The sequence below is a fragment of the Anaerotignum faecicola genome (assembly GCF_003865035.1).
GTDB lineage: Bacteria > Bacillota > Clostridia > Lachnospirales > Anaerotignaceae > Anaerotignum_A > Anaerotignum_A faecicola.
The window spans coordinates 1-15,185 of the sequence record NZ_BHVZ01000010.1; the positions used below are offsets into that span (position 1 = coordinate 1).

Here is a 15,185-nt window from a genome sequence, read left to right on the forward strand (position 1 = left end):
AACTCGATTTCCTAAGTAGCGGCGAGCGAACGGGAAAGAGGCCAAACCGAAGGACCTGGTTCTTCGGGGTTGCGGACTGCAATTAGCATTGCTGAGAGATAGACGAATGGTTTGGGGAAGCCAGCCGTAGACGGTGAAAGCCCGGTAGACGAAATCTTGAAGCAGCGAGCAGGATCCAGAGTACCACGAGACACGAGAAACCTTGTGGGAAGCCGGGGGGACCACCCCCCAAGCCTAAATACTCCCTAGTGACCGATAGTGAAGCAGTACTGTGAAGGAAAGGTGAAAAGGACCCCGGGAGGGGAGTGAAAGAGAACCTGAAACCTTGTGCTTACAAACAGTCAAAGGCCTACGGGCTGATGGCGTACTTTTTGTAGAACGGTCCGGCGAGTTACTAATGCCAGCGAGGTTAAGATGTCAGAAGCATCGGAGCCGAAGGGAAACCAAGTCTGAATAGGGCGTAGAGTTGGTATTAGTAGACCCGAAACCGGGTGACCTATCCATGTCCAGGTTGAAGGAACCGTAAAAGGTTTTGGAGGACCGAACACACATGTGTTGAAAAACGTGGTGATGAGGTGTGGATAGCGGAGAAATTCCAATCGAACTCGGAGATAGCTGGTTCTCCTCGAAATAGCTTTAGGGCTAGCCTCGAGCTGGAGTCTAACGGAGGTAAAGCACTGAACTGACGCGGGGCCCAAAAAGGTTACCAACTCATATCAAACTAAGAATGCCGTCAAGATACCCTCGGGAGTCAGTCTGCGTGAGATAAGTCGCGTGGACAAAAGGGAAAGAGCCCAGACCGACAGCTAAGGTCCCAAAGTACGTGTTAAGTGGAAAAGGATGTGGGATTTCATAGACAACTAGGATGTTGGCTTAGAAGCAGCCATACATTTAAAGAGTGCGTAATAGCTCACTAGTCGAGAAAACCTGCGCCGAAAATGTAACGGGGCTAAAACACGACACCGAAGCTACGGATTCCTTACAAAGTAAGGAGTGGTAGAGGAGCATCCTGCAAGGACGAAGCCAAAGTGAGAGCGATGGTGGACGAAACAGGAGAGAGAATGCCGGAATGAGTAGCGAGATACATGTGAGAAACATGTAGGCCGAATATCTAAGGATTCCTGGGTAAAGCTAATCTTCCCAGGGTTAGTCGGGGCCTAAGGCGAGGACGAAAGTCGTAGTCGATGGATAACAGGTTGATATTCCTGTACTACACATAATCAGAACTGTGGGGACGCAGGAGGATAGGGAAACCGGGGAATGGAAAGACCCGGTCAAGCGTAAAGCTGTGGGAGATAGGCAAATCCGTCTCCTGTAAGTGAAACGTGATGAGGACTGAAAAAAAGTAAGGAAGTTTCCGAATCCACACTGCCGAGAAAAGCCGCTATTGCGTTATGTGTACCCGTACCGTAAACCGACACAGGTAGATGAGGAGAAAATCCACAGGCCGACGGGAGAAGTGTTGTTAAGGAACTCGGCAAAATGACCCCGTAACTTCGGGATAAGGGGAGCCTCGCAAGAGGCCGCAGAAAAGAGGCACAAGCAACTGTTTAGCAAAAACATAGGTCTATGCGAAACCGTAAGGTGAAGTATATGGGCTGACGCCTGCCCGGTGCTGGAAGGTTAAAAGGAGAGGTCAGCGCAAGCGAAGCTTTGAATTCAAGCCCCAGTAAACGGCGGCCGTAACTATAACGGTCCTAAGGTAGCGAAATTCCTTGTCAGGTAAGTTCTGACCCGCACGAAAGGCGTAATGATTTGTGCACTGTCTCGACAACACGCCCGGTGAAATTGAAGAACCAGTGAAGATACTGGTTACCCGCAACAGGACGGAAAGACCCCATGGAGCTTTACTGCAGCCTGATACTGGGATTCGATGATATATGTACAGGATAGGTGGGAGGCTAAGAAGCGAGAACGCTAGTTTTCGTGGAGCCGCCGGTGGGATACCACTCTTATGTCATTGAATTTCTAACCTGCATCCGTAATCCGGATGAGGGACAATGTCAGGCGGGCAGTTTGACTGGGGCGGTCGCCTCCTAAAAGGTAACGGAGGCGCTCGAAGGTCACCTCAGAATGATTGGAAACCATTCAAAGAGTGTAAAGGCAAAAGGTGGCTTGACTGCGAGAGCGACGGCTCGAGCAGGTACGAAAGTAGGACTTAGTGATCCGGTGGTAATAAGTGGGAATGCCATCGCTCAACGGATAAAAGCTACCCTGGGGATAACAGGCTTATCTCCCCCAAGAGTTCACATCGACGGGGAGGTTTGGCACCTCGATGTCGGCTCATCGCATCCTGGGGCTGAAGTAGGTCCCAAGGGTTGGGCTGTTCGCCCATTAAAGCGGTACGCGAGCTGGGTTCAGAACGTCGTGAGACAGTTCGGTCCCTATCCGTTGTGGGCGCAGGAAATTTGAGAGGAGCTGTCCTTAGTACGAGAGGACCGGGATGGACGTACCTCTGGTGTACCGGTTGCAGACCAACTGCACAGCCGGGTAGCTATGTATGGAACGGATAAACGCTGAAGGCATCTAAGCGTGAAGCCGCCCTCAAGATAAGATTTCCCATTCTTCGGAAGTAAGATCCCTTAAAGATAATGAGGTTGATAGGTTGGAGGTGTAAGCATGGTAACATGTTCAGCTGACCAATACTAATAGATCGAGGGCTTGACCAAAAAAAGATTGATAAGATTTGCAACTTGTGTTCAGTTTTGAAGGTGTAACACCTTAATAAAAGAAAGATTTCCGGTGATGATGCGCCTAGGGGACACACCCGTTCCCATTCCGAACACGACGGTTAAGACCTAGGCGGTCGATGGTACTTGGTGGGCAGCTGCCTGGGAGAGTAGATGGTTGCCGGAATCCAATTCAGATAGAATCGCAAATGCGGTTCTATTTTTTGCTGTTTTTAAAGAAAAATCGGCATAAAAAGAAGAAATCCTTCCTTATTAAATTAAAGTGGATTTCTTCTTCTTTTTTATTGTGATTTGTTTAGTTTGCTGCTATATTTCTTGCAACATGCACGCCGCTTGCGGATGCGTGGGAGAGGGAATGGGTGATGCCGCTGCCATCGCCGATGATATACAGCCCATCATAGCGGCTCATCAGCTGTTCATTGACGGCAACCTCCATATTATAGAACTTTACCTCTACACCATAAAGGAGGGTATCATCATTTGCTGTGCCGGGCGCAACCTTATCGAGTGCATAAATCATTTCGATAATGCCATCCAACAGGCGTTTGGGCAGAACAAGACTCAAATCACCGGGGGTTGCATTCAATGTAGGTGTAACGAAGGATTCCTCTATACGCTTTGGTGTGGAACGACGACCACGAATCAAATCACCGAAGCGCTGCACAATTACACCGCCGCCCAGCATATTGCTCAGGCGGGCAATGGATTCGCCATAGCCGTTGGAATCCTTGAATGGCTCAGAAAAATGCTTGGCAACCAACAAAGCGAAGTTTGTATTACCTGTTTGCAGGGCAGGGTCTTCATAGCTATGCCCGTTTACAGTGATAATGCCGTTTGTGTTTTCATTTACAACAGCACCCTTGGGGTTCATGCAGAAGGTACGCACCTTATCTCCGTATTTCTGGGTGCGGTATACGATTTTGCTTTCGTAAAGCTCATCGGTCAGATGAGAAAAAACCTCCGCAGGCAGTTCCACGCGCACACCAAGATCAACGCGGTTGGATTTTGTGGGGATTTCCAGTTCATTACAAATGCGTTCCATCCACTTACTGCCGCTGCGTCCAACGGAAATGATACATTTTTCGCAGGAAAAGCTTTCCTCTGCACAATTTACCGCATAGCCATTTTCCAGAACGGTAACGGAATTGACGGGTGTATCAAAGAAGAAATCCACCTTATCCTTTAGATGTGCATAAAGATTTTCCAGCACAATATAGTTTATATCCGTACCCAAATGACGCACAGAGGCATCCAGAAGGTGCAGGTCATTTTGGATGCAAAGCTTTTTAAACCTTGTGCCTGCGGTGGAATACAGCTTTGTGCCTGCACCGCCATAACGCATATTGATGGTATCAACATACTGCATTAAATCCAAGGCACGTTTTTTGCCGATATATTCATATAAAGTACCGCCAAAATCGTTGGTGATGTTATATTTCCCATCGGAAAAAGCACCTGCACCGCCAAAGCCGCTCATGATGCTGCAGCTTTTACAGCTGACACAGCTTTTGATTTTATCCCCATCAATGGGACAGTGGCGTTTATCGAGCGCATGACCTGCCTCGAAAACAGCAACCCTCATCGTAGGCTTTTGCTGCATCAGTTCATAAGCAGCAAAGATACCACCGGGACCTGCGCCGATAATAATGACATCATAATTCATTCCTTTTCCTCCATTATCTCTCATTATCTTTTATTCTCTCTTATTTATAGCCGGATTGTCGTCCAATCCTCGCAGTTCCATACCTCAGTCACAACATCCTGATAAAATTCAGGTTCGTGACAAATCAAAAGAATACTGCCCTTATATGCCTGCAAAGCACGCTTTAATTCTTCCTTTGCATCCACATCCAAATGGTTGGTTGGCTCATCCAGCAGAAGAACATTGGTTTCGTTGTTGATGAGCTTGCAAAGGCGAACCTTTGCCTGCTCGCCGCCGCTGAGTACCTTCACCATGCTTTCGATATGCTTTGTGGTCAGGCCACATTTTGCCAGAGCGGAACGCACCTCATATTGCGTAAACGAAGGAAATTCCTTCCAGATTTCATCAATACAGGTGACATTTTCGGTGTATTTCTTTTCCTGCTCAAAATAGCCGGTATAAAGATAATCCCCCAGTTCCGTTTTGCCGCTGAGAGGTGGGATTTCGCCGAGGATGCTTTTCAGCAGAGTGGTTTTCCCAATCCCGTTTGCACCGACAAGCGCAATTTTCTGTCCGCGTTCCATGGAAAGGGTGAGAGGTCTGGAAAGGGGTTTATCATATCCAATCACCAAATCCTCTGTCTGGAAAATGTATCTGCCTGCGGCACGCGCCTCTTTGAAGTTGAATTCCGGCTTTGGCTTTTCCTTCGCCAATTCGATGACGTCCATTTTATCCAGCTTTTTCTGACGGGACATTGCCATATTTCTTGTGGAAACACGCGCTTTATTGCGAGCAACGAAGTCCTTTAGGTCATCGATTTCCTGCTGCTGCTTACGATATGCCGCCTCAAGCTGCGCCTTTTTCATGGCATAGACCTCCTGGAATTTATCATAATCCCCGACATAGCGTGTCAGCTCTGCATTTTCTACATGGTAAATCAGATTGACCACGCTGTTAAGGAAGGGAATATCATGCGAAATAAGGATGAAGGCGTTTTCGTATTCAATCAGATAGCGTTTCAGCCATTCGATATGATTTTCGTCCAGATAGTTGGTCGGCTCATCCAGAAGAAGAATATCCGGTTTTTCCAGAAGCAGCTTACCCATTAAAACCTTGGTTCTCTGTCCGCCCGAAAGCTCTGTGACATCTCTGTCCATGCCGATATCCGCAAGACCGAGGGCACGTCCGATTTCGTCCACCTTGGAATCAATGATATAAAAATCATGATGCTCCAGAGTTTCCTGTATACTACCCGTTTCCTCCATCAGAAATTCCATGCGCTCTGCGTCAGCCTCCGCCATTTCGGCATAGTAGGCGTTCATCTGCGCCTCAAGGTCAAAAAGATAGCCGAAGGCAGATTGCAGAACGTCTCGGATGGTCTGTCCCTGTTCCAGAACGGTATGCTGATCTAAATAGCCCACACGGACATTTTTGCTCCATTCGATTTTGCCCTCATCAGGCATCAGCTTTCCTGTGATAATATTCATAAATGTGGATTTCCCTTCGCCATTTGCCCCAACAAAGCCGACGTGCTCCCCCTTCAGAAGGCGGAAGGATACGTCTGTGAAGATGGCTCTGTCACCAAAGCCGTGGCTGAGCTTTACTACATTTAAAATACTCATGTATCGTTCTCCTTATGCTCTTTCCTTTAGTAATTGTTCCAGAATTTTTGCCGCGCCAAAGTGATTGCAGTCCTCCGCAATCATATCCGCCGCAGCCTTGATGTGTGCCTCGCTGTTTGCCATGGCAACGCCAATGCCCGCAAATTCCAGCATGGGCAAATCGTTATCGCTGTCTCCCATGGCAAGCACATGCTCCGCTTCGATGCCAAGCAGGGCACAAAGCGTTTCCAATGCCTTCGCCTTGGTGGCAAGGGGAGAGGTGATTTCAATATTTTCCGGTGTAGATGCGGTAACGGAGCAAAGACCGAGTGCCCGCAGCTCCGCCCAGACCTGCTTTCGCAAGTCCATATCCCGAAAAATCAGATTGATATTTTCCAGAATGGCATGGCTTTTCTGCATTTTCTCCCAGAAATTTTCTACAGGGGTGCGGCTGTTCAGAATATAGCGCACATGGCTTTCCGTCAGCCCGTAGGGAGAAAGATTTTCATAGACGCTTTTCGCAATATACGCCTTGCCATGGATAAAATATTCCGTGATGACAGGCAGACGCTTGGCAATGGGAATCACTGCATCGACTGCATTGGGCGAAAGATTATTTTCAATGACGGCTTTTTTTTCCACTGCGTCATAAATCGCCGCGCCGTTGCTGGTGATAACATAGCGCAGAAAGGGCAGTGCCTTGATTGCCTGTGGCACTGTGCTGAAGGGTCTGCCTGTGGCAGGCACAAAATAAATGCCCTGTTCGTTCATCTGTTCCAACGCATGATATAAGCGAGGGGTAATTTCCTTATTTTTATCGAGAAGGGTGCCATCCAGATCGGAGGCAACCAGCTTTATGTATTTCATAGTATCACCTGCCCATTCTATCTATTCTATCAGATAAAGGAACACGCTACAATAAAAAGGAAGTGACTTTTTGAAAGAAAATTTCGTTTGAGGGTTCTGTCTGTATTTCTCTGGAAAAAGGCAGGCAGATATGATATGCTAACAGCAGAAGCGGAGGAGAAACGGAGGGATTTACATGGTTTTTACGCCATTTAGGCTGAGAGAGTTGGAATTGAAAAATCGTTGGATTATGCTTGCCATGCACACAGGCTTTGCGACAGGCAATGCGCTGACAGAGCGCGACTATGCCTTCTATGAGGAGCGCGCAAAGGGCGGCGCGGCGGCAGTGACGGTGCTGCTTGCTGTGAATGAAGCAGGGGCACTTAAGGGAATGTATGACGCGGAAACGGTAGAGAAGGAAAGCCTGCGGACACTTGCGGAACGCGTCCACGCGCACGATTGCAGGCTGATTGTGCAGCTGTTCCACTGCGGACGAAACGAAAGCGCGAAGAACCACGGCGAAAAGCCCTTGCTTGCGCCTTCTGCGGTGGCTTCGCCTATTTTCAGGACAGAGCCGCAGGAAATGACGGCAGAGGAATTAGCCAAAACAAAGGCGGCGTTTGCCAATGCGGCGGCATTGTGCAAGGAAATCGGCGCGGATATCGTAGAGGTGAGCGCATCGGCAGGGTATCTGCTTTCGGAATTTTTCTCTCCGTTGACAAATCAGAGAACGGATGTATATGGCTATCAGACAGAAAACGGCATGACCTATCCATTGGAGGTTCTGGCGGCAGTGCGTGCGGCAGTAGGGGATTTCCCAATACTGGTAAAGGTTTCTGCGGCGCAGATGGTAGAGGGCGGCTATGAGCTGACAGATACGCTGCGTTTCTGCAAAAAGGCAGAGGATGCAGGGACGATTGATGGTGTGACGGTAACGGGCGGCTGGCATGAATCTCCGGTGGAGCAGATTTCCTATCATGTTTCCAAGGGGGGATATGCGCCGTTTGCGGGTGCTTTGAAGAAATATCTTTCTGTGCCTGTGATTGCTTGCAATCGGATTCATGATGCGGAAACGGCGGAACGGATTCTGGCGCAGGGTCTCTGCGATTTCTGCGGTACGGCAAGGGCATTTCTGGCGGATGCGGCATTTGCCAATCGCTTGCAGGCGGGCAAGCCCTATCTGCCCTGCCAGAGCTGCAATAAGTGCATCGCGGCAGTGCTGAAGGGGAAGGAGCTTTTCTGCGCCTTCAACCCCGAAGCAGGGAATGAAGCCTTTGAGCACCAGAGAAGAAAGATTGCAACCAGAAAGGAATGTATCGTCATCGGCGGCGGTCCTGCCGGCATGGAAGCGGCGAAAAAATCCGCAGAGCGCGGCTTTGTCACAACACTGCTGTGCAGGGAAAAGGAGCTTGGTGGTCAGCTGCGGCTGGCAGCATTACCTCCGAAAAAGGAGGGTCTGCTGGATTATATTGCCTACATGAAAGCAACCCTTGCGGAGCTAGGCGTTACCGTTTTGACAGAAACAGAAGCAACGCTTGATTTTATTAAGGAAAGAAAACCGTATTTTACGGTTGTGGCAACAGGCAGTCAACCCGAAAAGCAGCCAATTGAAGGCTTGTCTGATGAAAAATATTTTACGGCGCAGGAAATCTTGCAGATGCCGGAAGAAAAAATTGCGGAAATGCTTCAAGGAACTGTGGCAATTCTGGGCGGCGGCGCAGTTGGTTTGGAAACGGCAGCATTTCTGACGCAGCGTCTGCCGGAGGGTGCAGCGGAATTCGGGATTAAGATTATCGAGCAGAAGGAAAAAATGGGCATGGACATGGGCGCAATGGCGCGTCCGCTGTTAAATGAATTGAAGAAAAAGAATGTCAGCTTTTTGACAACTACCACCGCAACGCTGATGGACGGCAGCAAGCTGTATGTCAAAATCGGCGAAATGACGCTGTTTGTTTCTGCGGATACAGTTATCTGGGCAGGCGGCGGCGAGCCTGTTGTGGATACGGAGTTGACCATGTGGCTGATGGATGAGCGGATGAGCTATGCCGTTGTGGGGGATGCAAATGAAATCGGCGATGGCGGCACAGCAATCAAGGATGCGTATGAATTGTACACACATTTGTACCTTGCATGACAAGATTTGTGTATATTGTATTTTTTTAAGATATTGATGAAATATTTTTCGGCAGATATTGCCAAGAGAAAAACATTGTGCTATATTTAGTACAAGTGTTAAATAATTGCCAAGGAATTAGGGAAAATCGCAGTACATTCTCGTTGGCAATGAAAAAAATGCTGAGAAATATCACCATTTTTCTTGGAAAGGAAGCGGAAAGTTATGGATTTTATCAAAAGAACATGGGCAGAAATTGACTTGGATGCACTGGATTACAACATCAAGAGCATCAAATCCAAAATGGAACCCGAGCATAAGGTTATGGGTATTGTAAAGGCGGATGCGTATGGTCATGGTGACGGCTTTGTAGCACGCAAGCTGCAGGCAGGCGGCTTCGACTGGTTCGGCGTTTCCAACATCGAAGAAGGTATGAGCCTGAGAAACGAAGGCATCACAAAACCCATTCTGGTTCTGGGCTATACACCCGCAAGCTGCGTAGAAATTCTTTGCCAGCAGAGCATCACAAACGCAATCGTTGGGATTGAACATGCAAGAAGCCTGCAGGAAGCAGCGGCAGCAGCAAATGTTGTTGTAGAAGGTCATATTAAACTGGATACAGGTATGACTCGTGTTGGTTTCCAGACAGATGATGCAGACTTCGATCAGTCCCTGAAGGATATCATTGAAGTAAGTAAAATGCCCAACGTAAAGATTACAGGTATCTTTACACACCATGCAGTTGCTGACTCCTACACAGGTGATAACCCCGATTTCACAAGAATGCAGTTTGCTCGCTTCGATAAAATGGTAACAGCTTTGCAGGATGCAGGCGTACATGTTGGTCTCCGCCACTGTGCAAACAGCGCAACCACAATCGCTTATCCCGAAAGACATATTGATATGTGCCGTTCCGGTATCATTACATACGGTATGCTGCCCTCTAGCGAATGCGAAGGCATGATTGATTTGAAGCCTTTGATGACAGTAAAATCCACAATCGGTCTGGTAAAGCATGTTCCTGCAGGCTCTCAGCTTTCCTACGGCAGAACCTATACAGCAGAAACAGACAGAAGAATTGCTACCATCCCTATTGGCTATGCAGATGGTTACAACAGAGCATTGTCCAACAAGGCTAAAATGATTGTTCATGGTAAATATGCACCCGTTGTTGGTCGTGTCTGCATGGACCAGCTGATGATTGACGTTACAGATATTCCCGAAGCAAAAATGGGGGATGAAGTTATCGTTGTTGGTACAGATGGCGATAAACACTTCACATTTGACGATATGGCTGCAATCCTTGGCACAATCAACTATGAACTGCCCTGCGTATTGACAAAACGTGTTCCCCGTGTTTATAAAGAAAACGGCGAAATCGTTGGTATCGTAGACCATGTTCTGCATCAGTACAGATAAGAAAAATTGAAATAAAAGAGGAGTGGCTTTGCCGCTCCTTTTTTGAGTTGAAAGATTTTTCGGCTGAAAAAAGACATCCCATCGTAAAGACGGGATGTCAATTTTTTTGTCTGATAAAGCTGTAGGCTTACAGCTTTGCAATCACTGCGTCCGCAAATTCCTCGGTGCTTGCGGTGCCGCCCATATCCTGCGTCAGTGTTTTCCCTTCGGAAATGACATCGGTTACGGCTTTTTCGATTGCCGCTGCCGCCTTTGCCTCGCCCAGATGTGCCAGCATCAGGGAAGCGGAAAGGATGCAGGCAGTCGGGTTGATTTTGTGCTGTCCTGCAATATCGGGGGCAGAGCCGTGGATTGGCTCGAAAATTGCACCGTCCTTGCCGATATTTGCGCTGGGGGTTAAGCCCAAGCCGCCAACCAGACCTGCACACAGGTCGGAAACGATATCGCCGTAAAGGTTCGGGCAAACCAGTACATCATATTCCTCAGGGTGCATTACCAAACGCATACACATGGCATCGACAATGCTGTCTGTAAATTCGATTTGCGGATATTCCTTTGCAATCTCTCTTGCTACATCCAGAAACAGACCATCGGTGCATTTCATAATGTTTGCCTTATGTACGGCTGTTACTTTTTTTCTTCCTTCTCTTACGGCATATTCAAAGGCGTAACGGCAGATGCGCTCGCAGCCCTTTCTGGTAATCAGCTTAATGCTTTCCGCCGCATCTTCGCCAACCATGTGCTCAATCCCTGCATACAGGTCTTCTGTATTTTCGCGCACGATAACAAGGTCGATATGATCATATCTTGTGATTACGCCGGGGTAGGTTTTGGCAGGGCGTACGTTTGCATAAAGGTCAAAGGTTTTGCGCAGTGCTACGTTTACGCTGCGGAAGCCCTTGCCGACAGGGGTCGTAATAGGCCCTTTCAGCGCAACGCCGTTCTTGCGGATGGAATCAATGACATGGTCGGGCAGGGGTGTGCCGTATTTTTCGATCATGGCTGCGCCTGCTTCCATTTCATCCCATTCAATGGCAACGCCGGTTGCCTCTACAACGCGCTTCGCTGCCGCAACAACCTCAGGGCCGCTGCCGTCCCCGGGGATAAGAGTTACTTTATGTGCCATATTATTTTGCCTCCTTTGTATAGTTCAGCAGACCGCCTGCGAGCAGAATGTCGCACTGTCTTGCGGAAATATTCAGTCTTGTGGGAATTTCTTCGCCGGTACGCACCAGTGTTACCATTACGTTCTGTCCCTCTACTGCGCCTTTGATCTGGTCTGCGGCATATTTGATGACAAATTCGTCCCCAAGGCGAATGTTGTCATAGTCCCATTCGTTTACGAATACCAGAGGCAGGATACCGTTGTTAATCAGGTTTGCCATGTGGATACGCGCGAAGGATTTTGCGATGACACCCTTTACGCCAAGCTGCAGGGGAGCCAGTGCTGCATGCTCGCGGCTGGAGCCCTGCCCGTAGTTCTGCCCTGCGATGATAAAGCCGCCGCCTGCCGCCTTCGCTCTTGCGGGGAACTCAGGATCACAGGGGGTCAGGCAGTAATCTGCCAGATAGGGTACGTTGGAACGGAAGGGCAGAAGCTTCGCATTGGAGGGCATAATGTGGTCTGTTGTGATGTTGTCCTCTACCTTAATCAGCGCGCCGCCCTTGATTTCCTTGGGTACCTTTGTATTCTTGGGGAAGGGCTGAATATTCGGGCCTCTGACAACCTTCACACATTCGCCTTCAGGTGCAGGAGGAATGATGAGGTTATCGTTTACCATGAAATGCGCAGGCATGGAAACCAGAGGGGCTTCTCCCAGTGTATGGGGATCTGTTACAACGCCTGCCAGTGCGGATGCAACCGCTGTTTCGGGGCTGACGATATAAACCTGCGCGGATTTTGTCCCGCTTCTGCCTTCAAAGTTTCTGTTGATGGTACGCAGGGAAACCGCATTCGTTGCAGGAGCCTGCCCCATGCCGATGCAGGGGCCACAGCCACATTCCAGAATACGCGCGCCTGCGGAAATAATATCTGCTAGTGCGCCGTTTGCCGCCAGCATATTCATAACCTGCTTGGAGCCGGGCGCGATAACCAGACTGACATCGGGATGAACGGATTTTCCTTTTAAGAGTGCCGCAACCGTCATCATATCGGTATAAGAGGAATTGGTGCAGGAGCCGATTGCAACCTGATCCACCTTCAGACCTGCAACATCCTTTACCTGCTTGATATTATCGGGGGAATGAGGGCAGGCAACCAGAGGTGCGATTTCATCCAGAGCAATCGTTACTTCCTCATCATAGGTTGCATCTGCGTCAGCGGAAAGCTCTATCCAATCCTCGCCGCGTCCCTGCGCGTCAAGGAATTTCTTTGTCACCTCGTCAGAAGGGAATACGGATGTAGTTGCGCCCAGCTCTGCGCCCATGTTTGTGATGGTTGCTCTCTGGGGAACGGAAAGCGTCTTTACGCCTTCACCTGCGTATTCCATCACCTTGCCGACACCGCCTTTAACGGACAGGCGGCGCAGTACCTCAAGAATAACGTCCTTCGCGGTTACCCAGGGGGAAAGCTTGCCTGTCAGGTTCACACGGCAAACCTTGGGCATAGCCAGATAATACGCACCGCCGCCCATTGCAACGGCTACATCCAGACCGCCTGCGCCAATCGCAAGCATCCCGATGCCGCCGCCTGTAGGGGTGTGGCTGTCAGAGCCAAGCAGGGTTTTGCCGGGCTTGCCGAAGCGCTCCAGATGCACCTGATGACAGATGCCGTTGCCGGGCTTGGAGAAATAAATCCCATGCTTGCTTGTCACTGTCTGGATATATTTATGGTCATCTGCGTTTTCAAAGCCTGTCTGCAGGGTGTTGTGGTCGATGTAAGCAACAGATTTCTCTGTTTTGACACGGGGAATCCCAATGGCTTCAAACTGCAGATACGCCATGGTACCTGTGGAGTCCTGTGTCAGTGTCTGGTCGATTTTGATGGCGATTTCCTTCCCTGCCACCATTTCACCGGATACCAGATGGTTTTTAATCAGTTTTTCGGTAATATTCATTCCCATATTCTCTTCCTCCTAAGAAAACTGTTTGATGAAATTTTATTTTTTTAACAAATCCTTCTTACAGAAGCCCTGCCTGCTTTGCCAGCTCCGGCAGAAGCGCGCATGTGGCTGCCTCCATCTCTTCCTCACTGATGAAGGTCATACGTCCGTCGCTGTACTGCTTATCTACCCATTCCTTGAGGATAGCAGTGCGAGGGTCATTCTTGCTGATTTTGCTTTCGCCCTCCAGATGCAATGTCTGGTTCAGCCAGTATGCAACGCCGGCAAGACCGGAGTTTTTGTTGACCTCTACGCTGAGGGGGCGGTTCAGCAGCTTTGCTGTATTGAAGATGTTATAAATTTCCTCATCCTTCGCAACGCCGTCTGCGTGAATACCGGCTCTGGTTACATTAAAGTCACGCCCGACGAAGGGGGTGCGAGAGGGGATTTTATAGCCAAGCTCTTTTTCATAAAATTCTGCGATTTCCGTAATGACAGTAGGGTCCATGCCATCTAATGTTCCTCTCAGGGAAGCATATTCCATTACCATTGCTTCGAGAGGGGTGTTGCCTGTGCGTTCTCCGATGCCTAAGAGAGAGCAGTTTACGGAGGAGCAGCCATACAGCCATGCCGTTGTGGAATTGACAACCGCCTTATAGAAATCGTTATGCCCATGCCATTCCAGTAATTCGGAAGGGATCTGCGCAAAGTGGTTTACACCATAAATGATACCGCCGACAGAACGGGGCAGGGTAGCACCGGGGTAAGGCACGCCGTAGCCCATCGTATCACAGAAGCGGATTTTTACGGGCAGCTGATATTTATCCATCAGCTTTTTCAGCTCCGTTGCAAAGGGAACCACGCAGCCATAGAAATCGGCTCTTGTGACATCCTCAAAATGGCAGCGAGGGGTAATGCCCATATCCAGAGCAGCCTCTACAATTTCCAGATAGCCGTCGATTGCCTGCTTTCTGGTTTTGTGCAGCTTATTGAAAATATGATAGTCGGAGCAGGAAACCAGAATCCCACATTCGGGCATCCCCATTTCCTTGACCAGCTTGAAGTCCTCCTTAGTGGCACGAATCCATCCTGTGATTTCGGGGAATTCATAGCCCAGCTCGCGGCATGCTTCGATCGCCCTGCGGTCATTTTCGCTGTACAGGAAAAATTCGCACTGTCTGATTTTGCCCTTGGGGCCGCCTAAGCGGTGCAGCATATCATACAGCGTTGCGATCTGCTTTGCCGTATAGGGAGCGCGAGACTGCTGCCCATCACGGAAGGTGGTATCTGTCAGCCAGATTTTCTCAGGCACATTCATGGGTACCTGACGGTAGTTGAACGTAACCTTCGGCACTTCGTCATAGCTGTAGTTATCACGATACAGGTTAGGCTCAGGAATATCCTGAAGGCTGTATTTATAGCGCCTGAGTTCCAAGAGATTGGTTTTGTCGTTATAAGTGATCAAAGTTCTCACTCCTTCTATCTGGATTTGTTTATCATACAAAAACAAGTGCTTTGCGTGATATTTTATATTTATAGAATATATCAATCATAGTGCCGTCTGTCAAGAGAAAACGATAAAAAAATTGAATATGTGACAAAATGATTAAAAATCAGGTTTTATTTGAATTTACAAGGTTTTTTAAAAAATATAATAAAATTTTTTCTATAGAAAACAATAAATTATTTCGATATATTAGTTTTTGTCCTAGAAAATAATTCGGAAATTCTATAGATAAATTATGATAGATTTTCTGTTTTTGCAAGAAGGTCGTTGATTTTGCGTGAAAAATAGGGAGACCTGTGCTATACTCAGAAAAGATAGGAGTGAGG

8 protein-coding genes and 2 rRNA genes are annotated in these 15,185 nt (G+C 48.5%); 4 read left to right on the top strand and 6 right to left on the bottom strand.

The annotated features are described in order from the left end of the window. Together EJE48_RS08935 and rrf are read left to right on the top strand one after the other, a co-directional pair. A 23S ribosomal RNA gene (locus EJE48_RS08935) occupies positions 1 to 2,669 on the top strand; the annotation flags it as partial. A gap of 69 nt (positions 2,670 to 2,738) precedes the next feature. Continuing rightward, positions 2,739 to 2,856 (top strand): 5S ribosomal RNA (rrf, locus tag EJE48_RS08940). Between the two features lie 129 nt (positions 2,857 to 2,985). Here rrf and EJE48_RS08945 read toward each other — a convergent pair. The 3 genes from EJE48_RS08945 to EJE48_RS08955 are packed head-to-tail and all read right to left on the bottom strand — an operon-like array spanning position 2,986 to position 6,800. Further along, complete coding sequence (locus tag EJE48_RS08945) at positions 2,986 to 4,353, bottom strand: NAD(P)/FAD-dependent oxidoreductase (RefSeq protein ID WP_118582448.1); 1,368 nt, start codon at positions 4,351 to 4,353, stop codon at positions 2,986 to 2,988. Positions 4,354 to 4,397: 44 nt separating this feature from the next. Further along, positions 4,398 to 5,954 carry an ABC-F family ATP-binding cassette domain-containing protein gene (locus EJE48_RS08950; protein WP_118582445.1) on the bottom strand — a complete coding sequence of 519 codons (1,557 nt, stop codon included), beginning with the start codon at positions 5,952 to 5,954 and terminating at the stop codon, positions 4,398 to 4,400. Between the two features lie 12 nt (positions 5,955 to 5,966). Further along, positions 5,967 to 6,800 carry a Cof-type HAD-IIB family hydrolase gene (locus EJE48_RS08955; protein ID WP_118582442.1) on the bottom strand — a complete coding sequence of 278 codons (834 nt, stop codon included), beginning with the start codon at positions 6,798 to 6,800 and terminating at the stop codon, positions 5,967 to 5,969. Between the two features lie 175 nt (positions 6,801 to 6,975). On the opposite strand from EJE48_RS08955, the gene EJE48_RS08960 reads away from it, so the two are divergent. Together EJE48_RS08960 and alr are read left to right on the top strand one after the other, a co-directional pair. Then, positions 6,976 to 8,913: an oxidoreductase gene (locus EJE48_RS08960; protein WP_118582439.1), complete on the top strand. Its 1,938-nt coding sequence runs from the start codon at positions 6,976 to 6,978 to the stop codon at positions 8,911 to 8,913. Positions 8,914 to 9,117: 204 nt separating this feature from the next. Continuing rightward, positions 9,118 to 10,311: an alanine racemase gene (gene alr / locus EJE48_RS08965; RefSeq protein WP_016408087.1), complete on the top strand. Its 1,194-nt coding sequence runs from the start codon at positions 9,118 to 9,120 to the stop codon at positions 10,309 to 10,311. A 127-nt stretch (positions 10,312 to 10,438) separates the two neighbouring features. Here alr and EJE48_RS08970 read toward each other — a convergent pair whose 3' ends face one another. The 3 genes from EJE48_RS08970 to EJE48_RS08980 are packed head-to-tail and all read right to left on the bottom strand — an operon-like array spanning position 10,439 to position 14,826. After that, positions 10,439 to 11,437 (bottom strand): isocitrate/isopropylmalate dehydrogenase family protein, encoded by a 999-nt coding sequence (locus tag EJE48_RS08970; RefSeq protein WP_016408088.1) that lies wholly within the window; start codon positions 11,435 to 11,437, stop codon positions 10,439 to 10,441. 1 nt (position 11,438) lies between these two features. Continuing rightward, positions 11,439 to 13,373, bottom strand: a complete 1,935-nt coding sequence (locus EJE48_RS08975; protein WP_118582436.1) for an aconitate hydratase — start codon at positions 13,371 to 13,373, stop codon at positions 11,439 to 11,441. Positions 13,374 to 13,431: 58 nt separating this feature from the next. Continuing rightward, on the bottom strand, positions 13,432 to 14,826 hold the full coding sequence (locus EJE48_RS08980; RefSeq protein ID WP_408608194.1) for a beta/alpha barrel domain-containing protein: 1,395 nt from the start codon (positions 14,824 to 14,826) through the stop codon (positions 13,432 to 13,434). Between the last annotated feature and the right edge of the window lie 359 nt (positions 14,827 to 15,185).

Bases quoted from the DNA above. Each gene is read 5' to 3' on its own strand.
- EJE48_RS08945 (WP_118582448.1), bottom strand. From the start codon at position 4,353: ATGAATTATGATGTCATTATTATCGGCGCAGGTCCCGGTGGTATCTTT.
- EJE48_RS08950 (WP_118582445.1), bottom strand. From the start codon at position 5,954: ATGAGTATTTTAAATGTAGTAAAGCTCAGCCACGGCTTTGGTGACAGA.
- EJE48_RS08955 (WP_118582442.1), bottom strand. From the start codon at position 6,800: ATGAAATACATAAAGCTGGTTGCCTCCGATCTGGATGGCACCCTTCTC.
- EJE48_RS08960 (WP_118582439.1), top strand. From the start codon at position 6,976: ATGGTTTTTACGCCATTTAGGCTGAGAGAGTTGGAATTGAAAAATCGT.
- alr (WP_016408087.1), top strand. From the start codon at position 9,118: ATGGATTTTATCAAAAGAACATGGGCAGAAATTGACTTGGATGCACTG.
- EJE48_RS08970 (WP_016408088.1), bottom strand. From the start codon at position 11,437: ATGGCACATAAAGTAACTCTTATCCCCGGGGACGGCAGCGGCCCTGAG.
- EJE48_RS08975 (WP_118582436.1), bottom strand. From the start codon at position 13,373: ATGGGAATGAATATTACCGAAAAACTGATTAAAAACCATCTGGTATCC.